Origin of the sequence: Methylococcus capsulatus str. Texas = ATCC 19069 (assembly GCF_000424685.1) — a bacterium.
GTDB lineage: Bacteria > Pseudomonadota > Gammaproteobacteria > Methylococcales > Methylococcaceae > Methylococcus > Methylococcus capsulatus.
This window is the reverse complement of record NZ_AUKJ01000017.1, coordinates 86,944-106,571: the sequence shown is the minus strand read 5'-3', so window position 1 is coordinate 106,571 and position 19,628 is coordinate 86,944. Positions and strand designations below refer to the sequence as shown.

General features: G+C 65.2%; 15 protein-coding genes. 7 read left to right on the top strand and 8 right to left on the bottom strand.

Annotated elements, in window-relative coordinates; genetic code table 11:
- Genes trpD through lpxD form a run of 3 tightly spaced genes read left to right on the top strand, consistent with a single transcriptional unit; the run spans position 1 to position 2,937 of the window.
- On the top strand, positions 1 to 1,026 hold the full coding sequence (gene trpD, locus H156_RS0105025; RefSeq protein ID WP_017366233.1) for an anthranilate phosphoribosyltransferase: 1,026 nt from the start codon (positions 1 to 3) through the stop codon (positions 1,024 to 1,026).
- Between the two features lie 5 nt (positions 1,027 to 1,031).
- Complete coding sequence (trpC, locus tag H156_RS0105020; RefSeq protein ID WP_017366234.1) at positions 1,032 to 1,829, top strand: indole-3-glycerol phosphate synthase TrpC; 798 nt, start codon at positions 1,032 to 1,034, stop codon at positions 1,827 to 1,829.
- A gap of 43 nt (positions 1,830 to 1,872) precedes the next feature.
- Positions 1,873 to 2,937: a UDP-3-O-(3-hydroxymyristoyl)glucosamine N-acyltransferase gene (gene lpxD, locus H156_RS0105015; protein WP_017366235.1), complete on the top strand. Its 1,065-nt coding sequence runs from the start codon at positions 1,873 to 1,875 to the stop codon at positions 2,935 to 2,937.
- Between the two features lie 98 nt (positions 2,938 to 3,035).
- On the opposite strand, the gene mopE is transcribed toward lpxD, so the two are convergent.
- The 3 genes from mopE to H156_RS0105000 form a co-directional block, all read right to left on the bottom strand.
- Positions 3,036 to 4,646, bottom strand: a complete 1,611-nt coding sequence (mopE, locus tag H156_RS0105010) for a copper-binding surface/secreted protein MopE (RefSeq protein ID WP_017366236.1) — start codon at positions 4,644 to 4,646, stop codon at positions 3,036 to 3,038.
- Positions 4,647 to 4,684: 38 nt separating this feature from the next.
- Positions 4,685 to 7,006 (bottom strand): cytochrome-c peroxidase, encoded by a 2,322-nt coding sequence (locus H156_RS0105005; protein ID WP_026046062.1) that lies wholly within the window; start codon positions 7,004 to 7,006, stop codon positions 4,685 to 4,687.
- Between the two features lie 420 nt (positions 7,007 to 7,426).
- Positions 7,427 to 8,089 (bottom strand): class I SAM-dependent methyltransferase, encoded by a 663-nt coding sequence (locus tag H156_RS0105000; protein ID WP_017366238.1) that lies wholly within the window; start codon positions 8,087 to 8,089, stop codon positions 7,427 to 7,429.
- Between the two features lie 70 nt (positions 8,090 to 8,159).
- Between H156_RS0105000 and H156_RS0104995 the strand changes: the two genes are divergently transcribed.
- Positions 8,160 to 9,314 (top strand): type III PLP-dependent enzyme domain-containing protein, encoded by a 1,155-nt coding sequence (locus tag H156_RS0104995; protein ID WP_017366239.1) that lies wholly within the window; start codon positions 8,160 to 8,162, stop codon positions 9,312 to 9,314.
- On the opposite strand, the gene H156_RS0104990 is transcribed toward H156_RS0104995, so the two are convergent.
- A complete protein-coding gene (locus H156_RS0104990; protein WP_017366240.1) occupies positions 9,308 to 11,509 on the bottom strand; it encodes a primosomal protein N' in 2,202 nt (733 codons plus the stop codon). The two genes, H156_RS0104995 and H156_RS0104990, sit on opposite strands and share 7 nt — an antisense overlap.
- A 364-nt stretch (positions 11,510 to 11,873) precedes the next feature.
- Between H156_RS0104990 and H156_RS0104985 the strand changes: the two genes are divergently transcribed.
- Complete coding sequence (locus tag H156_RS0104985; protein ID WP_010961810.1) at positions 11,874 to 12,464, top strand: HNH endonuclease; 591 nt, start codon at positions 11,874 to 11,876, stop codon at positions 12,462 to 12,464.
- A 13-nt stretch (positions 12,465 to 12,477) separates the two neighbouring features.
- Here the strand turns inward: H156_RS0104985 and pyk are convergent, their stop codons facing one another.
- Positions 12,478 to 13,944 (bottom strand): pyruvate kinase, encoded by a 1,467-nt coding sequence (gene pyk, locus H156_RS0104980; RefSeq protein ID WP_010961811.1) that lies wholly within the window; start codon positions 13,942 to 13,944, stop codon positions 12,478 to 12,480.
- Complete coding sequence (gene gap / locus H156_RS0104975) at positions 13,941 to 14,951, bottom strand: type I glyceraldehyde-3-phosphate dehydrogenase (RefSeq protein WP_010961812.1); 1,011 nt, start codon at positions 14,949 to 14,951, stop codon at positions 13,941 to 13,943. The genes pyk and gap overlap by 4 nt, the downstream gene beginning before the upstream one ends.
- A 280-nt stretch (positions 14,952 to 15,231) precedes the next feature.
- On the opposite strand from gap, the gene H156_RS0104970 reads away from it, so the two are divergent.
- Together H156_RS0104970 and H156_RS0104965 are read left to right on the top strand one after the other, a co-directional pair.
- On the top strand, positions 15,232 to 15,639 hold the full coding sequence (locus H156_RS0104970) for a hypothetical protein (RefSeq protein ID WP_017366241.1): 408 nt from the start codon (positions 15,232 to 15,234) through the stop codon (positions 15,637 to 15,639).
- A gap of 31 nt (positions 15,640 to 15,670) precedes the next feature.
- Entirely contained in the window at positions 15,671 to 18,025 is a 2,355-nt protein-coding gene (locus H156_RS0104965) for a Lon protease family protein (protein ID WP_017366242.1), read from the top strand.
- A 7-nt stretch (positions 18,026 to 18,032) separates the two neighbouring features.
- Here the strand turns inward: H156_RS0104965 and H156_RS0104960 are convergent, their stop codons facing one another.
- Both H156_RS0104960 and H156_RS0104955 read right to left on the bottom strand, forming a co-directional pair.
- Positions 18,033 to 18,881, bottom strand: a complete 849-nt coding sequence (locus H156_RS0104960) for an endonuclease/exonuclease/phosphatase family protein (protein ID WP_010961815.1) — start codon at positions 18,879 to 18,881, stop codon at positions 18,033 to 18,035.
- 11 nt (positions 18,882 to 18,892) lie between these two features.
- A complete protein-coding gene (locus tag H156_RS0104955) occupies positions 18,893 to 19,561 on the bottom strand; it encodes a thiol:disulfide interchange protein DsbA/DsbL (RefSeq protein WP_228370204.1) in 669 nt (222 codons plus the stop codon).
- Between the last annotated feature and the right edge of the window lie 67 nt (positions 19,562 to 19,628).

The window sequence follows — 19,628 nt, the reverse complement described above, 5'->3', positions numbered from 1 at the left end:
ATGGAAATCCCCGAAGTCCTGGAAACCCTGCTGGCCGGCAAGGACCTGAGCCCCAGCGCGATGCGCGAGACGATGCGCAAGATCATGAGCGGCGGTGCGACCCCGGCCCAGATCGGTGCCTTCCTGATCGCCCTCCGTTGCAAGGGCGAGACCGTCGAGGAGGTGGCCGCCGCGGCCCAGGTGCTGCGGGAAATGGCGACCAAGGTTCCGGTATCGGGCCCCCATCTGCTCGACACCTGCGGCACCGGAGGCGACGCCAGCAAGACCTTCAACATCTCCACCACCGCGGCCTTCGTGGTCGCGGCGGCGGGCGGACGGGTCGCCAAGCACGGCAGCCGCTCGGTGTCCGGCCGCTCGGGCAGTGCCGACGTGCTGGAGGCCGCCGGCATCAACATCGAGCTCACCCCGGACCAGGTCAAGACCTGCATCGAAACGCTCGGCGTCGGCTTTCTGTTCGCCCAGCGCCACCACGGTGCGATGAAATACGCCATCGGGCCACGCCGGGAACTCGGCGTCCGCACCCTGTTCAACCTCTTGGGCCCCCTGACCAACCCTGCCGGCGCGCCGAACCAGCTGGTCGGCGTGTACACCGACCCATGGGTGGAAGGCCTCGCGCGGGTGCTGCAGCAATTGGGCAGCTCACACGTCCTGGTCGTGCATGCCGAGGACGGGCTGGACGAAATCAGCATCGCCGCGCCCACCCATGTCGCCGAGCTGAAGAACGGCCTGATCACCAACTATTACGTACGGCCGGAGCAGTTCGGCTTCAGGCGCGCCGCCTTGAGCGAACTCGCCATCGACACCGTCGCCGCCAGCCTGAAGATGATGCGGGGCGTGCTGGACAACGTGCCGGGCCCCGCCCGCGACATCGTCGCCTTGAACGCCGGCGCCGCCATCTATGCCGCCGACCTGACCGACTCGCTGGAAGCCGGCATCCGCCGTGCCGAGGCCGTCATCGCCGACGGCTCGGCCCGCGCCAAGCTCGAAGCGCTGGCCGCCCTTTCCCGCCAATTCGCCGCGAGCTGAACGCCATGAGCGACACCCCCGACATCCTGAAAAAGATCCTGGCGCGCAAGGCCGAGGAGATCGCCGACCGAACGAAGGTGCTGCCGCTGTCCGAAATGCGCGCGAAGGCCGAACAGGCCGATCCGGTGCGCGGCTTCGTCCGCTCCCTCCGGGCCAAGATCGAAGCCGGACAGGCCGGGGTGATCGCCGAAATCAAGAAGGCCTCGCCCAGCAAGGGGGTGATCCGGGAGGATTTCCAGCCCGAAGCGATCGCCCGCAGCTACGCCGCGGGCGGCGCAGCCTGCTTGTCGGTACTGACCGACCGGGACTTCTTCCAGGGCAGCGAGGACTACCTGCAGCAGGCCCGCGCCGCCTGCGCCCTGCCGGTGCTGCGCAAGGACTTCACCATCGACCCTTACCAGGTCTACGAGGCGCGGGCGATCGGCGCGGACTGCATCCTGCTCATCGCCGCTGCGCTGGACGACGCGCTGATGCGCGATCTGGCCCGGCTCGCCACCTCGCTCGGCATGGACGTGCTGGTGGAAGTGCACGACCGGAGCGAACTGGAACGCTCGCTGCCGCTGGAGCTGCCGCTGGTCGGCATCAACAACCGGAACCTGCGCACCTTCGACGTCAGCCTCCAGACCACGCTGGACCTGCTGCCGCTGATTCCGGAAGGCCGCACGGTGGTCACCGAAAGCGGCATCCTGGCGCCGCCGGACGTCGCCCTGATGCGCGGTCACGGGGTCCACGCCTTCCTGGTCGGCGAGGTCTTCATGCGCGCGTCCGAGCCCGGCGTCGAGCTGCAACGGCTATTCGCTTAGCCCCCCTCACCCCGAACTTTCCGGCCATCGAAGAGGGCTCGCCATGCATGTCACCGTTTCGGAAATCCTCGAACGCTTCCAGCCGGAAGGGCTGATCACGGACCACATCGGCCCCGACGCCGTGATTACCCGGATCGCGCCGATCGAAGACTGCGCCCCCGGCGACCTGGTGTTCATCGACAAGCCCAAATACGTCGGCGACGTACTCCAGCGCAAACCGGCCGCCGTCCTCACCACCCCGGCCATCGCCGCCGAATTCGGCGAATCGCCGGCACTGGCCATCCTGATCGCGCCCAACGTCCGCCTTGCCATTGCGCTGATCAAGCAAGCCTACGCCGACCGCGACGTGCGCGACACCGAATGGCCACGCATTCATCCTTCCGCCGTGATCCACGCCAGCGTGGAAGTGCCCGCCGATGCCATCATCGGCCCCGGCGTGGTCATCGGCGCCGATGTCGTGCTGGGCCGCGGCGTGGTGTTGATGGCCAACGTGGTGATCGAGCGCGGCTCCCGGATCGGCGCGGAAACCGTGCTGCATCCCGGCGTAACCGTCTGCATCGACTGCGAAATCGGCGCCGGCTGCATCCTCAAACCCGGCTGCGTGATCGGCTCGGAAGGCTTCGGGTTCGCCCAGGACGCCCAGCGCCGCAACTACCGCATTCCGCACACCGGCAAGGTCATCATCGAAGACCGCGTGGTGATCGGCGCCAACACCACCATCGACCGCGCCACCTACGGCGCGACCGTCGTCCGCAGCGGCACCATCATCGACGCGCTGGTGCACCTGGGCCATAACGTCGAGATCGGCGAGGACTGCATCCTTTGCGCCCATACCGGGCTGTCCGGCTCCACCCGCTTCGGCAAGCGCGTCATCGCCACCGGCCAGACCGGTACCATCGACCACATCACCGTCGCCGACGACAGCGTGCTGCTGCACCGCGCCGGCCTCAACACCAGTATCAAACAGTCCGGCATGTATGCCGGCGGCCCCGCCCAGCCCTTGCAGCAATACCTCAAGAACATGGCGGTGATGCCGCGCCTGCACGAAATCTGGAGCCGGTTGAAGAAGCTGGAAAAAGCCGTCGCCCAACTCGGTTCCGCCGAATAAAAAAATCCCCGCCGCAGAGGACGGGGATTGGCTCCGGAAGTTTTCCCCGCGGAACGGTCGACTGGCCGCTCCGAAGGATCACGCACATCAAGCCGGATTTACGGCTTGGAGATCGTGATGTTGACCCAGCAGCCCTTGGCCGGCACTTCCCAGACTTCGCCGGTGGTGGTGAGCTTGCCGTCCGCGTCGACGCTCCAGTCGTCCACTTCCAGGACGTTGGCGACGTACAGCATGTAATAGCCCGTCTTCGGCAGGGTGATGGACTTGGTGAACGCCCCGGCGGTGCCGTCGTTCAGGGCCAGCCCTTTGAACGCCGTGGGGTGCATGATGAGCTTCTTCGATGCCACGTACTTGTCGGCATCGTAGCCGGAGTCGACGTAGTACATGGTGTAGCTGTCCGGCTTCATGGGATAGAGCTCGGTATCCACGCCCGCGGGTGCGGTATGGTCGGCCTTGGGCGGCAAGCCCTGCAGGGTCCAGTCGGCGTGCTGAACGATCACGTGGCCGATAACGGTGTCGGAGTCGGCGGGCAGCGCGGTCTGGCCCTCGTCGAGATCCTGGGTGCCGGCCCAGAACAGCGGACCGCCCTCGGGCCGCCAGAACAGGATGAAGCCCGGATGGGCGCCTTTCAGGCTGGCTTCCTGCGCATCACGCTGTACGCTGAGGGTGATCTTGTCGCCGGCCTTGCCGTTGAAGAACGACCACTTGCCGGTATGGGTCCAGCCGCGCCAGATGTCCTGACCATCACTGACCGGCGTGATGGTGTCGTCGTTCCACTTGGTGCCAGTGGTCGGATCGTAGTACGAGGTCTTGCCGATCGCCAGCGAGTAGCTCTTGTTGTAACCGGAGAAATCACGCGGCGGCCCGTAGATGGGCGTTCCCGGCCCCGGCGGCGAAGCGATCTTGAAGTTGATGACCGGGCTGGAGTAGGTGCCCGGATTCTTGAAGGTCTCGACGACTTCCGCCACGCCGGAGTCGCGCCCGTCGCAGTTGGAATCCACGCCGTCCAGCGTCGCTTCGGCGGCGCCCGGATGGATGGTGGGCGCGAAGTCGTTGCAATCGACGTCGGCCGTGGAGCCGTCGCCGTCCCGGTCCAGCGTGTCCAGGCCCGCGGAGTTCGCTGTGCCTTTCAAGGCGATCTTGGACAGCATGGTGCCGTTCTTGGTCGTGGCCTTCGCCTGGCCGGTGACCGGAACGTTGAAGTAGCCGTGCAGACTGCCGATCGCGATGTCGACCGGGAATTGCGGCAGATTGATGCTGGTGTTCTGGTCCTTGTACAGCCGCGCCAAGGCCGGCTCGCCGGTCCATTTCAGCTTGAGCATGATGGCCTTGGCGTTCCAGGTGAATTTGAGCGTACCGCCGCCGGGCACGTTGATCACCGCCATGCCGCCCTTGGCGCCGAACTTCTTCTTGGTGGCGTCGCCCAGGGTGCCCGTTGCCAGGGTCTGGCCCTGCACGACGGCCGACCAGGTCGTGTCCGGGGTGATGTCACCCATGCCGACGTGTTCGTTGAATTCGAAGCGTCCGTCCAGCACCAGCAGCTCGGTGCCAACTTCCTGACCCTTCTTGAGCTTTTCCGAATAGGCTTCCGAATAGCTCAGGTGGGCGACCGCGGTGACGTCGTGAGTGCCTCCGTGGGCGGCTGCGAGTTGCGGCACGGCGGCGATGAGGCCGGCGGCCAGTAAGGAGTAGCAATGCTTTTCGTTCATGGTGTCTCTCATATGGTGTTGCAACGATCCTCAAGATATCAAGGCGTACCCTCGGATCCCTCGATGCTTCCCTGCAGGGCCTGAATCGGCCCCAGCCCCTGGGCGGTGCGGCCTTTCCTGCCCACCGCCGGGATTTCCAGAAATTCGTCGTCGGCCAAGCCGTCCCCGTCGGCATCGCTGACGGACCGATGGTCGCCGGCGTGGCCGTTCGGCACCCGGAGCGCCGGATGGTCGAAAGGCGCCGCCTCGTCCCGCACCCGCTCGTCGGTGAGCGACTTGAGGAAGGCGATGATGTCGTCCTTCGGACCTTGCTCGTTGCCGATGATGTCGCTCAACGTGGGCATCTCGACCGCCTTGTCGCGGCTGGCGTAGTTGCCGACCCTGATATAGAAGTCGATGACCTGATTCAGGGTGAGAACGGAACCGTTGTGGAAATACGGCGCCGTCAGCTCCACGTTGCGCAGCGTGGGAATCTTGAACGTACCCTGGACACCCGCCCGCAGCAGGCTGCTGCTCCCGGCCTCGGCCTTGGCCACTTCCGCGGCGGCCGCCGCCGGGGTCGGGATCATGGCCAGCTTGGACAGAACACAGCCCTCGCTGCCCAGCGGATCGGGCTGCAGCTGGTCATCCGGGAAGCCGTACGGGTCGGACTTCGATTTCTTCACGAATGGCACGGTGAACAGGCACGGCCGGACCTTGAGTTCGTCGAAAACGCCGCCGCCGTTCCCCACCAGCTCCGCCAGATACTGCTGGGCAAACGACAGCGGCTGCGAGGGATTGCTTGCGCTGTTGTTCCCCAGCCCCGGATCGAACGAATAATGGGTGACGCCGGTGTTGACGAAACCCACGTCCATCAGCCGCGTATTGCCCAGCGGATCGTTGGTGCGGTCCACCAGGGTATAGCCGTTCGGGTTGACCTTGACCGCCTTGCCATTCACCAGCCTCACGATCTCCGGGCTGACCGCCGTCGATGCCAGCGGTCCAGTGTGGCAGATGATGCAGTGGGCATTGATGAAATGCTGTAGACCCCGGAGCTGGGCCGCGGTCATGGCCTGCGGGGCATCGATCAGATAGTCGGAATTGGGACAGCCCGTCACTGGCTGCAGTTCATGGCCATCGAAACAGACCCGGACCTTTTCGGAATCCACGGGGGCCTGATCGGAAATCAGCGTACGCATGTAGGCCTGCACCGCCACGCCGAAATACAGGGCGAAGTTGGCTTCCATCAGGGTGTACGGCTCGGCAGACCCGGCCGGCTTGCCGAAGATCGCCCGGTTCTTGGGGGGCGCCTTTCCCGACCAATAGGCGCTGCGGAAAGCCTTCTTGACCAGTTCGGCGTAGGTCTGCGCCAGACCCTGACCGCGCTCCGAGCGGTAGCCGGCGAGCACGCTGTCTTCGGCATGGACTTCCTGGCGCTCCAGTGCCCGGCGCTGCAACAGTTTGCGGCCGACGTCCGGGAAGGTACGGCCGTTGCAGGACATTTCCTGGTTGTTGACAGGCGGCCCTACGGCCTGGGAGGCGAGCGAGGAGTTCTCCAGCCGGAACGGCTTCTTCTTCGGCTTGCCGTTCACCACCACCCAGACGCCGGCACCGCTATCGCGGAGGCCGTCGCCGTTGACGCCGTTGAACACGCTGTTGGCCCGGCCGTCCCAGAACTGGCGGTGAAACAATGCCGCATTGATGACGGTCGGCGTATTGCGCGGCTCGACCTGCCGGGTGCGGATGCCACCGACGTGATAGACGCCGTCGTGCCCGGCCCGGTCGCAGTCGTCCAGCGCATCCCCGGTCCTGTGCACGGCTCGGAATTCGCCCGCATAAGTGCCGGAAGAGGACATGACGTTGTCGGTCTCCGCCGTGAAGCCGGCATCGGCGTCGTTGGGATCGGCCAAGCGGACGAAGGGGAAGTCATTGGCGGTAAGTTCGTAGTTCGGCCCGCCCGCTCCGCCCGAAGCGGTGGGTTTGAAGCCTGCGGCCAGGCCGGGATAAAGCGGATTGCCGCCGGCGTCGGTCAAATGCCGCTTGCCGCCCGGATTCAGCGCGTTTTTCGTCCGCACGTCCGCGCCTGCGTGGAAATGGCAGCTGGCACAGGCCATGCCATCGCTGCCGACGTTCATGTCCCAGAACAGCGCCTTGCCGAGCACCAACAGCGCCTTTTCGTTCTTCACGATCTTGCCCAGCCCCGGAATGGGCGGCGGCCGGACGTTCTTCAAGGAAAAGGGGAAAACCAGCGCTCCGTGGGCGAACACGACCGCCGGGCAGAGAGCAGCAGCCAGGAGCAGGGTCAAAAGGCACGCCGGCCCGATGGCCAGAAGCCTCGAAGAACCGGAGCGCATGGGACGATGGCGTAAAAGTTTGAACATGCCTCGCTCTAAGGCAAATTCGATACCACCTCAAAAAAATATTCATAAACAGCAAGTTAAATTGGATCGGCAAGAAAACGGAGGGACCGATTGCGGAATTTCACACAATTACCGCGTCATCTTGCTCAGCAGGCACTTGCCCCCCGTGCCGAGCCGCCCCAGGCGGACCGGAGAAGGCACAGGATTCTCGGCATTCAAGGAGTGAGTCTCCGTCGTCCGGATTCACCGGCCCGGACACCCGCGCGACCGCGGGCACCGCGCCGATGATCTGGCCTGTCCAAGCAAGGGATGACGTCCTTGCCGCCGCAACGCCCGCGCATCCCAAACCCCCAGCGCGACTCGGCGGGATCGTAGTGCCCCCCCGGGATGTGGCCGCCAGCGGTAGGGATCGAAAAGAAGGTCCCGATCAGTCCGGCCTCGCTAGAGTCGTCCAAAGGCGATCCAGTGCCGGTCACTGATGACCGAGACCCGGCAGGAACCCAGCCCCGCGTGCTCCAGCTGCGCCTTCACTTCGTCCGGGCGGTAGGCGGCGAGCAGGGAATTGCGGAAATCCCGCTGCAATACGGACGGAGCATCGGCCGCATGGCGCCGTACGAGTTCGTCGAGGCGTGCCGGGGTATCGGGCCGCAACAGGTCCATCACGAACAAGGCCGCGCCCGGCCGCCCGTGGCGTTTCGCGGTCTCCCACAGAACCGACGGCACCGCCAGATGATGCAGCAGTGAATTGGAGATGACGGCGTCGTAGTCCCGGCCGGGCAGCTCGGCGCCGGGGAGGTAACCGTGAATCAGCCGGACACGGTCTTGCAGGTGTGCGGCGCCCACCGCGCGCTCCGCCAGCGCCAGCATCGCCGGGGCTCCGTCCACGCCGTCGAGCCGGCAGGCGGGGTGGGCCCTGGCGAACCGCACCAGCACGTCGGCTGGCCCGCAGCCGAGGTCGAGGCAAACGCCGGAACCCGGCTCGCCGGGAAAGCATTCGGTGAACAGGGCGACGAAACGGTCGTGCGCTTCGGAAAAATCCGCTTGCGCATAAGCCAATGCCTGCGCTTCGTCGTCCATCAGTTCGGGTTCCGGCTTTCGATCCATGAGGGCTCCTGTGCGTCTGGCCGCAGTTTGGACGATGTCTTATTCTTGCGCTCCCTGCTGAAGATTTACCATGTTGACCGAAACCTTCAAGCGCTTGGTGCCGGAGACTCCGGCCTTCGTCTACGACCAGACCGCCATCGACCGGACCCTCTCGACCTTTGAAGAAGCGGCCGCAGGGTCCGGCCCCCGTCTGCTTTATTCGGTCAAGTCGTTCCCATTCCTGCCGCTGTTGCGGCGGATCGCGCCACGCGTCGACGGCCTCTCGGCCAGCTCGCTGTTCGAGGCGAGGCTCTGCGCCGAGGCACTGGCGGGGCGGGGCGGTCTGCACATCACGACGCCGGGATTTCGGCCCGGCGAGATCGATGAAATCGGCAGGCTCTGCGATTTCGTGAGTTTCAACTCGCTGGAACAGTTCGACCGCTGGTCGGCCCGAATGGAAGGCACGGCCAGCGTGGGACTGCGAGTGAATCCCCAGCTGTCCTTCGCCCCCGATCCCCGTTATGACCCCTGCCGCCCGCATTCGAAACTCGGAGTTCCCTTCGACAGGCTGGTACCGGCCGAAGTCGGGCGGCTGAAGCGGCTGGAAGGCATTCATTTCCATACCGTCTTCGACTGCGCAAGTTTCGAGCCCCTCGCCGAAATCCTGGCCAAGCTGGAAAACAAGCTGGGGGAACGTCTGAAACGGCTGCGGTGGCTGAACTTGGGCGGCGGTTACCGGCTGGAAGGAGACCTGGGACGGCTGGCCGGGTTTTCCACCCGGCTGCAGCGCGATTATGGCCTGGAGGTCTATTTCGAGCCGGGCAAAGCGGTGATCGGGTCCGCCGGCTATCTGGTCGCCAGCGTCATCGACGTGTTCAACAGCGGCGGAAAGACGGTGGCCGTCCTGGACAGCTGCATCAACCACCATCCGGAAGTGTTCGAATACCAGCGCAGCCCGCGCCTGGCCGAGGTCTGCGAGGAAGGGAGGGAAACGGCGATCCTGGCCGGCGGCACCTGCCTGGCCGGGGACCTGTTCGGCGAGTACGCCCTCCCGACGCGCCCCCGGATCGGGGACCGCCTGGTTTTCGAGGATGTCGGAGCCTACACCCTGGTCAAGGCCAACCGCTTCAACGGCCACAACCTCCCCTCGATCTACCGTTGGGACGGGGAAGCATTGCACCTCGAACAAAGCTACGGCTACGAAGACTACCGGAGGCAGTGGGGGGGCGAGCCCGCCGCTCAGTAAAAGTCCACCGGGTCGACGTCCAGCGACCAGCGCACGCGCCGCTCCGGCGTTTCCTGCAGCCGCGCCAGGGCATCGGTCAAAACGGCGTGCAGCTCCTCGCGCCGGGCGCTCTTGAGCCAGAGCTGGGCCCGGTAACGCCCCGCCTGACGCGGCATCGGCGCGGGCGCCGGCCCGAGCCAATGCACAGCGCCATTCTTTCCATCGGCCTCTTCGCGCAGGCGCGCGAGGAAGTCCATCGACAGCGCGAGCTCCTTCGACTCCGCCCGCCACAGGGCCTGATACCCGAAGGGCGGCAGGCAGGCCGACTCGCGCTCGGCGAGTTCGGCGGCGGCGAAGCCGGGATAGCCGTCGCGCAGCAGCCGCTGAAGCAAGGGATGATCCGGATGCCGGGTCTGGAGCAGCACCGTGCCGGGCTTTTCGCCCCGCCCGGCACGTCCGGCCACCTGCACGATCAACTGGGCGGTATGCTCCGCCGCACGGAAATCGGTGCTGTAGAATCCGGCGTCCACGTCGAGTATCCCGACCAGGGTCACGCCAGGAAAGTGATGTCCCTTGGCCAGCATCTGGGTCCCCAGCAGGATCCCCACTTCGCCCTGCTGCACACGCTCCAGCATCCGCTCCAGGCTGCGGCGACCGCGGGTGCTGTCGCGGTCGATCCGCGCCACGCCGACCTCGGGGAACAGCCGCCGTAAAGCCTCGTCGACCCTTTCGGTACCGACCCCCAAGGGCCGCAGGTCCTCCTGGCCGCAGGACGGACAGCACCCCGGCAGGCCATGCTCGGCGGCGCAGTGATGGCAGCGCAGCCGGCTTTCCCTGGCATGCAGCACCAGGTTGGCGTCGCAGCGCCTGCATCGCGCGACCCAGCCGCAGCCGTGACAAACCAATGCCGGAGCGAAACCGCGGCGGTTGAGGAACAGCAGTACCTGATCACCCGCCGCCAGGGTATCGTGCATCGCCGCGATCAGCCCTTCCGACAAGCCGTCCTGCAAACGGCGCGCGCGGATGTCGAGCACACGGTAGCGCGGAGCGACCGCGGCGCCGGCCCGCGCCGGCAAAACCAGCCGAACGTAGCGCCCTCGCTGAACATTGCGGATCGACTCCAGCGAAGGCGTAGCAGATCCCGCGACCAGCGGAATGTCCGCCATGCGGGCGCGCATCACGGCCACGTCCCGCGCCGAAAAACGGAATCCCTCCTGCTGCTTGAACGAGCGATCGTGTTCCTCGTCCAGGATGATGACTCCCGGCCACCGCATCGGGGCGAACACCGCGGAACGGGTGCCGAGCAGCACCCCGACCTCCCCCTTCTGAAAACCCAGCCAGGCGGCGGCGCGTTCGGTTTCGCTCAAGCCGGAATGGAACACGGCCAGCGGCGCCTCGATGCGCTCGCACAACCTCCGCTCCAGCTGCGGCGTGAGGCTGATCTCGGGCACCAGGACCAGCGCCTGCTCGCCGCGAGTGATGACCCGCCGGATCACCTCGATATAGACCTCGGTCTTGCCGCTCCCGGTCACTCCCTCGAGCAGGAAGACGCCGTACCGGCCGAGATTCGCAGATATCTCGTCGACGGCGCCAAGCTGGGCCGGGTTGAGCTGCAGAGGCGACCCGACAACGGCGGGAATCCGGCGGTCCTGCAAATCCACCCACTCCGCCCAACCGCGCTCGACCAGACGCCGGGCGGCATCCCGCACCGTCCGGCCCGAACCCGCCAGTTCCGCCAGACGCGATGCCGGCAGCGGCCGTTCCCGACCATGCAAGATCTCGAACAGCCTGCGCTGAACCGGCGCGCGCCTGAACGTCGCCGGATCCAGGGCAGCGCCGGCCGGCGTGAGGACCAGCCCGCTCGGGCGGGCCAGCTCAGCCCCCCGCCCTTCCCGTAGATGCACCGGAAACGCCGACTGGATGACCTCCCCGAGCGGATGATGGTAATAGCGCGCGGCCCATCGCAGCAGCTTCAGGTCGGTCTCGGACAGCAGCGGCTCTGCGTCCAGCACCGCCCCCGCCGGGCGCAGACGCTCGACCTCGCAACCGGGCGTTTCCACAACCGCGATGAGATAACCCACGCGGATGCGGTTGCCGAAGGGAACGCTCAACCGGACGCCAGGGAGCAAACTTTCGAGGGGGACGCCCGCCGGCGCGAGATAGTCGAAACAGCGGTAAGCCGGGATGGGAACGGCGACTCTGACGACTGTCTCCATACGCCCTTCCGTCATGATCCGCCGTTAGGCTTGCAACCGGCCATGGTTCACGACCGAAACGGACTTATCCACAAATCCTGTGGATAAGTCTGTGCAAGGGAGCCGGGATAAGCCCGCGAGCCCGCAATTTTTCTGGGGTGATGTCAACCTGTCGAGGTCTTGACCAGCCGGGCACAGCCATCGCAAAAACAAAGGGTTGGATGAATCCCGAGCGAGCTTGCGCGGGCGATCGGCCAGGCGATTTCAACTTCACCGGGCATTTCTGTACACTGTGCATAAGTCGTTGCAGAAACACCCTGATCAGGACCCGATTTGTCAAGATTCATGAACAATTTTTGAAAGCACCAGAGTCGCAGGAGAAGCCATGCACCACCGCCACCTTCAGGTACTGCGCACGGACGCCTCGGGAATGCCTCTCGAATGGATAGGCTACCAGGAAGCCGCCAAGCTCTACTATCTGGAACAGGTCGCCTACGGCTGCGGCAGCATCCTGTTCCGGCTGCGCGGTGGCATCAACGCCAAGACGGGGCAGCGCAGCCGCATCGAGGTGAATTCGATCGTGGCGACCTTCGGCCATGCCAACAGCGGCTACAAGGTCGACATGGGCTACGTGCCGCCGCTCAACAATGCCGCCCTGTTCCGGCGCGACGGCCACATCTGTCTCTATTGCGGCAATCTGTTCCGCCACAGCGAGCTGTCCCGCGACCACATCCAGCCCACCAGTCGCGGCGGTTCGGACACCTGGAACAACGTGGTGACCGCCTGCAAACGCTGCAACAACCACAAAGCGGGGAGGACGCCGGAGGAGGCGAAGATGCAGCTGCTCGCCATCCCCTTCACGCCGACCCATGCCGAATACATCTACCTGCAGGGCCGCCGGGTACTCGCCGACCAGATGGAGTTCCTCAAGGCGCATTTCCCCCGCAAGAGCCCGCTGCACCAACGGCTGAGCTGAAACCGCCCAAGACTCAAGGCGCGGCGGCGATGACGTCGCTGATGCGCGATATCTTCAAGGCGTTGGTGCCACCGGTGCGGCCGGTCAAATCACCTTTGGTCATGATGACCAGATCGTCCATCTTCACCAGATTGCGTTTGAGGAATTCTTCGGCGATCGCCCGGTTCAGCACGTGGTGATCCGAGATGGCGCGCTCGTTGAAAAAAATCGGATACACCCCCCGGAACAGCGTCACCCGCCGACACACCGCCTCATGCGGCGTGAGGGCGAAGATCGGGATGCCGGAACTGATGCGCGACATCCACAGGGGCGTCGACCCCGATTCCGTCAGGGCACCGATGGCCCGGACCGGCAGGTGGTTGGCGATATACATCGCCGACATGGCGATGGCCTCGTCGATGCGGTGGAATTTCTCGTCCATGCGGTGGCTCGATTGGCGCGTCCGCGGGTATTTTTCCGCTTCCTTGCAAACCCGCACCATCGCCGCCACGGTACGGTCCGGAAACTTCCCCGTGGCGGTTTCGGCGGACAGCATCACGGCATCGGTGCCGTCGATCACGGCGTTGGCCACGTCCGAAACCTCGGCCCGCGTCGGCAAAGGATTCTCGATCATCGACTCCATCATCTGGGTGGCCGTGATGACGACCTTGTTGCGGCTGCGTGCCAAGCGGATCAGCCTCTTCTGCTCATGCGGCAGACGGGCGTCGCCGATCTCCACGCCCAGGTCGCCGCGCGCCACCATGATGGCGTCGGAAGCGTCGATGATCCCTTCGATCACACCGTCCTTGATGGCTTCCGCACGCTCGACCTTGGCCACCAGCCCCATGTGGCTGCCGGCCCGGTGCAACAGTTCGCGGGCTTCCAGCATGTCTTCCTTCGAACGCGGAAAGGAAATCGCCAGATAGTCGGCCCCGATCTCCACGGCAGTCTTCAGATCCGCCTTGTCCTTTTCGGTCAGGGCCGGCGCCGAGAGACCGCCGCCGAGCTTGTTGATGCCTTTGTGGTTGGACAGCACGCCGCCGACGGTGACGACGCATCTGACGCGGGTTCCTTCGACCGATTTGACCTTGAGCTCGATCAGACCATCGTTGAGCAGCAAGGTGTCGCCCGCTTCGACGTCCGTCGGAAGCGCCTCATAGGCGCAGCCGACCTGGGTTTCATCGCCCTGATCCGGCGGAAAGGCGGTGTCCAGGTCGAAAGGCTGGCCTTCCTCCAGCACGACCTGGCGGTCACCCTTGAAGCGGGCGATGCGGATCTTGGGTCCCTGCAGATCGGCCAGGATGGCCACATAACGCTGCATGCGCCGGCTGATTTCCCGCACCCGCTCGGCGCGGATGCGGTGTTCCTCCGCCGTACCATGGGAGAAATTCAGCCGGACCACGTCGGCCCCGGCTTTCAGGATTCTCTCGAGCATCTCCGGAGACTCGGAAGCCGGCCCCAGCGTGGCGATGATCTTGGTACGGCGAATTCCCCTCGTCATCGGGCGTTCATCAGGGCGACCGTGGTGTCCAGCATGCGGTTGCTGAAACCCCACTCGTTGTCGTACCAGCTCAGCACCTTCACCAGGTTGCCGACCACCTTGGTCTGGGTCGAGTCGAAATTGGAGGAAGTCGTCGTATGATTGAAATCGCTCGAGACCAGCGGCTGGTCGTTGTAGCCGAGGATACCCTTCAGCTCGCTTTCGGAAGCGGCCTTGAGGATGGCGTTGATCTCGTCCTTGTCGGTTTCCCGGGCCGCGATGAAGGTCAGGTCCACGACCGATACATTGGCGGTCGGCACCCGGATGGCGAAACCGGACAGTTTGCCGTCCAGCTCCGGCAGCACCAGCCCCACGGCCTGCGCCGCGCCGGTCTTGGTCGGGATCATGTTCAGCGCCGCCGCCCGTGCCCGGTACAGATCCTTGTGATAAACGTCGGTGAGCACCTGGTCGTTGGTGTAGGAATGCACGGTGGTCATGAGGCCGGACACGATCCCGATTTTTCCCAGCAGTGGCTTGACCAGCGGCGCCAGGCAGTTGGTGGTGCAGGATGCATTCGAGATGACGGTGTGGGCGGCTTTCAGCGTATGCTCATTGACCCCGTAGACGATGGTCGCGTCGCACTCGTTCTTGTCGGCCGGAGCCGAAATGATCACCTTCTTGGCGCCGGCATCGAGATGCGGCTGGCATTTGGCCTTGGTGCGGAACACCCCGGTGCACTCATGCACGACGTCCACGCCCAAAGCCCCCCAGGGCAGCTTGGAAGGATCCTTCTCGGAAAAAACCCTGATGCGGTCGCCGTTGACGATGATTTCGCCCTCGCCGACCTCCACGGTCCCCCGGAACGGCCCGTGCACGGTGTCATGGCGGGTGAGATGGGCGTTGATCTGGGCATCCCCCAGGTCATTGATGGCGACGATCTCCACATCCTTGCGCCCGGTTTCGTAAATCGCCCGCAGGATGTTGCGGCCGATGCGCCCATATCCATTGATTGCAATCTTAATCGTCATTGCCCTGCTCCAGAAATGCTGAAATAAAGTGAGGATGGGGTCATGCGCGAGAGCCCTCGCACCCTTGGCGACCGGCGGAGTGGGGTGGGGAGAGCAGTCGAGGCCGTCCCGGCCGGACGCCTGCGGGCCTTCGGCGAGGGAGAATCGGGCATTCTCCGGGGAATCTGTCAATACAAAGCGCGGCCAATATAGCAAAGCGCCGCGCCGAGCGTCCAGTTCTTGCCCTTCGCGCACCAAGGCTGATAGCTTAAACCGGGAACCAGCAAGCGACGCCATCCACATGCAGGAAACCTTCCATCGTTCGCGCGAACTCCGACGCGAGACACGCCTGCTCGGCGCCGCAACCTACAACCTCAGCCGGGTACTGCTCGGCCGCCGGCGCCCCGACCCACTGTTCGTCCCCATTCGCAACATGCTCTATCTGGCGGTGGCCGACGACCTCGAGATCGTGTTCGTCGACGGCGCCGGTCCCCGCCACATCCAGATGGCCTGGCAAGCGTTCCGTCCCGGCCGTCGGAGCAGCCTGGACGCTCCGGTGCCCTTCGAGGTGGTGTACTACACGGCCGAGTCGCTCCAAGTACTCCCGCGCCTGCAGAGTGAATTCCAGCGCGCGCTGGCCCACCTGAAAGATCGGGACGACCGGGGACGGCGGAGTGCGGAAGTCGTGCCCCTGGCCATCCACCGCTGATTTCCCCGGCCCGCTTCTTCCGCCGACCGCCATGTCCCGCCCCCCAGCCGCGCTGCCTGCCGCCGCCCTGAATACCGTCATTTCGCCGGACGACCTTCCCTTCGACTCGACCGCCGAACTGGAGCCGCTCGACCACATCCTGGGCCAGCAACGGGCGCAGGAGGCCATCGACGTCGGCCTGGCCATGCGCCGCCCCGGCTACAATCTCTATGTCATGGGCGATCCAGGCACCGGCCGCCTGTCGCTGGTGAAACGGCTGCTGGAACGCCGGGCTGCCGGACAGCCCGCCCCCAATGACTGGCTGTACCTCAACCGGTTCGACAATCCGCGGGAACCGGTCGCCATTTCCCTTCCCGCCGGCATGGCTCGCCGCTTCGCCGCCGACGTCGAGACCTTCGTCGACAGTCTGCTGGCAACCTTTCCGGCAGCATTCGACAACCCGGCCTACCAGCGCCGCCGCACGGCGATCGACCGGGAGTTTTCCCGACGCTTCGATGAAGCCGTGGAAGCGGTAGGCAGGAAGGCGGAGCAACGGGGCATCCTGCTGTTCCGCGACGGCGACGACATTTCCTTCGCGCCGAGGGGAGACGGCGCACCGCTCGACGAAGCGGCTTTCGCCGCCCTCCCGGAAGCAAAGAAGGCGCAGTTCCACGCCCAGGTACGGGAACTCGAGGACGACCTGCACGAAGCACTGCTGGAACTCCCCCAGTGGAAACGGGAGGCCTCTGAATCCCTGCGGGCGTTGAACCGGGAGACCATCGAGCAGGCGGCGGCGCCCTTGCTGGCGCGCCTGAGCGCGCCCTACGCCGGCTGCGCGGCCCTCCTCGCCCATATCTCCGTCCTGGGCGAGCACCTGGACCGCACCGTGACGGAATACCTGCTCGACGACCGCGGCCAGGATCCGCGTGAGGAGGCGATCCGCCGCAACCGGTTGCTGGACCGCTATGCCCCTTGCGTCCTCGTCAGCCACGACCCGGAGGGCGGAACGCCGGTGCTGTTCGCGCCCAACCCGAGCTATCCCAACCTGTTCGGCCGGATCGAACCGCCTGGCGAGCAGGACGCCTCACACGCCCACGCACGGCTGATTTTTCCCGGCCTCCTGCATCAGGCCAACGGTGGCTGTCTGATCGTGGAAGCCGAACAACTGGTCGGAGACGCGGAAGCCTGGCCGGCACTCAAGCGGGCGTTCAAGAGTGGCCAGCTCCGCATCGAACCGCGCCCGGCCGATGCGGCCGGCGGGACGCGGGCGCAGACCCTACTGCCAGCCCCGATTCCGCTCGAAGTCAAACTGGCCCTGGTGGGTACGCGGGATTTGTATTACCTGCTGGAAACGGCCGATCCCGATTTCAAGGAGCTGTTCCGGCTCCCCGTGGACTTCGACGATCACTTTCCCCTCACCCCGGCGTCGATGCTGGCCTTCGCTCGTCTCATCAAGAGCCAGGCGGCGCAAGCTGGTCACGCGGACGTTTCCGCCTGCGGCATCGCCGCTTTGCTGGAATACGGCGCCCGTCTGGCCGAGCACCAGAACCGGCTGTCGGCGCGGATGGGTGACGTCTGCGAAGTCCTGGCCGAAGCCGATCTGGAGCGGCGCCGGGAAGCCGCCGTCACCGTCCGGGCCGAACATGTGCGTCGCGCTCTGGCGGCGCGTGAACGGCGTCTGGACCGGCTGAACCAGGAACTGCTCGATGACGTGATGGAAGGCGTCCTGCTCATCGCGACAGAGGGCGAGAAGGTCGGCTGCGTCAACGGGCTGACCGTACTGGAAGCGGGCGAAACCTGCTTCGCCACGCCGGCCCGCATCACCGCCACGGTCTCCCCCGGCGAACGCGGCGTGGTGGACATCGAACGCGAGGCCGAGCTGGGCCAGGCCATCCATTCCAAGGGCGTACTGATCCTCTCCGGCTGTCTCGCCTTCCGCTATGCGCACGACTTCCCGCTCGCGCTCTCGGCTCATCTCGCCATCGAACAGTCTTACGGCTACATCGACGGCGACAGCGCATCATTGGGTGAGTTCTGCGCCCTGGTGTCGGCGCTGACGGGCATCCCGATCCGGCAGACCCTGGCGGTCACCGGCTCGATGAATCAGCACGGCGAAGTGCAGGCGGTGGGCGGCGTCAACGAGAAGATCGAGGGCTTTTTCCGGCTTTGCCGGGCGCGCGGCTTCACCGGCGACCAGGGCGTCATCATTCCGACCGCCAACGTCCGTAATCTGATGCTCAAGGCCGAGGTGGCCGACGCCGTGAGCGAAGGAAAGTTCGCGGTGTACGCGGTTCACACCGTGGACGAAGCCCTCGAACTGATGACCGGCAAGGCGGCGCGCACCGTGAACCGGCTGGCGGTTTCCCGCCTCAAAGCCTTTGCCGACTGTTCGGAAAAGAAAACCTGAAACATCGTCAGGCCGCCTGCCTCGCCTCGCCGATGTGGGCCAACGCGTCAGGCAGTACCACTTCCATCGATACCGGCAGATGGTCGGAGCAGGCGAAGTCGATCACTTCCAGCCGGTTGACGCGCAGCGAGGGCGTCACCAGGATGTGGTCGAGCATCTTGTGCGGCCGCCAGCTCGGAAAAGTCTTCAGACGGCAGACCGGGTCGTTCAGGTGGGTCGCATCCAGCAGCAGGTCGAGTTCCGGGGTATTCGGCTCGCAGTTGAGGTCACCCATCATCACCACGTAAGGCAGATGGCCGATGAGATCGCTGATGAAGCGCAACTGTTTGAGGCGCGCCCGGCGGCTCAAGGCCAGATGCGCCACGCAGACGTAGAGTGCATTGCGGGGATCACGGCCGAAACGGGCCAGCAGGGCACCGCGCCCCGGCATACCCGGCAGCGGGTAGTCGTGAACGAAGTCGGGACGGATCCGGCTGAGCAGGCCGTTGCTGTGCAGCGCCAGCCGGCCGATCCGGCGGTTGACCTGATTGTGCCAGTAGGCGAAACCCGCATGCTCGGCCAGGTACTGGGTCTGGACGATGTTGTGGCTGCGCATTCCGCCCCCGTCCACCTCCTGCAGGCCGGCGATGTCGAACGGCTCGAGAAGCTGGGCGATGCGGTTCAGGTTAGGGAGGCGCTTGGTCGATGGCCACACGTGCCTCCAGCCTCCCGTGATGTAATCGCGGTAGCTGGAAGTGGAAATTCCGGTCTGGATATTGAAGCTGGCCAGACGGAGCACGACCGGCGCCGTATCCGCGTTCGCCGGTCTGGGAAGCGCCTCCCCGACACGTTCCCGGACTGCCAGAGCCCCCCCCATGGACATCCCCCTTATTTCGCCGGCTTGCCGCTTTCTTTGGCGATCAGGTAGTTGGTGATGGCGATCATATTGGGGTAGGACTTGGCAAGCGAACCGGACACGCGGTACTTGCCGTTCACCACCAGCGTCGGCGTGCCGCTGATGCCGTAACGCGCCCCCATGCCCTCGGCCTGGCGCATCTTGGCGTCCACTGCGAACGACTTGTAGGCCTTCTGGAATGCATCCTTGGTGACGCCGTGTTCGGTAAAGAATTTGGCCTGCTCGTCTTCGCTGGCCAGCGCCAGTTTCTTGACCTGAATGGCCTCATAGAACTGCGGATGCAGCTTGTCCAGGACGCCCAATGCTTCCGCCGTGTAGAACATCTTGGCGTGCGCCGCCCAGCGCTCGTTGAAAACCGCCGGCTGGCGGATGAATACCACGTTGTCCGGCTTGGTCTTCAGCCAGGCGTTCAAGTCCGGCTCGAAGTGATAGCAATGCGGACAACCGTACCAGAAGAATTCGAGGACTTCGACCTTGGAAGGATCCGTGGTCGGCTGCGGCGGATTGATCACCTCGTAGTCCTTGCCCGCGGTGTACTCTTGGGTTTCCGCGGGCGCGGGAGCCGCGGACAGCAGTGAGGAAAACAGCGCCAGAAACGCCACTCCCAGACCGGTGCGCAACATGTGGATGCCTGTATTCACGAATCCTCCTCTGAATCGGGCCGCCCCGCGGCCCGAAGCCCATACGATCGAAAAAGCCCGAAAAGGC